Source organism: Neisseria sp. HMSC067G12 (assembly GCF_001812725.1).
GTDB classification, from domain to species: domain Bacteria; phylum Pseudomonadota; class Gammaproteobacteria; order Burkholderiales; family Neisseriaceae; genus Neisseria; species Neisseria perflava.
Genome location: NZ_KV810204.1, coordinates 1 through 331, shown reverse-complemented (window position 1 = coordinate 331; position 331 = coordinate 1). Strand labels below are relative to the sequence as shown.

General features: G+C 55.0%; 1 pseudogene. It reads left to right on the top strand.

What is annotated here, in order from left to right:
- Positions 1–331 (top strand): annotated as a pseudogene (locus tag HMPREF2871_RS11895) (hypothetical protein); the annotation flags it as partial.

Genomic DNA, 331 nt, shown 5'->3' with positions numbered 1-331 from the left:
TGGGACGGCAAAATCACCGCCTACGGCTACGATGTCGCCGGACAACTGGTTCAACAGACCGAATACGGCCAAAGCAATCATGAAGGCCGTCTGAAAAACCGTCCCGAGACTTGGCACATCCATCATTTCAAACGCAACATCCTCGGCCAGCTGATCGAAAAACAAAGCCGCAAAGTCTCCGGTCGCAACGGACAAAGCAAAGACGAAGGCATCAGCCGCACCCGTTTCGAATACGACCTGATTACCGGCAACCTGACCAAAGCCCGCAACCATCACAGCAGCGTCGAACTCGCCTATGACGAACTCGACCGCCTTATCGGCGAAACCACCG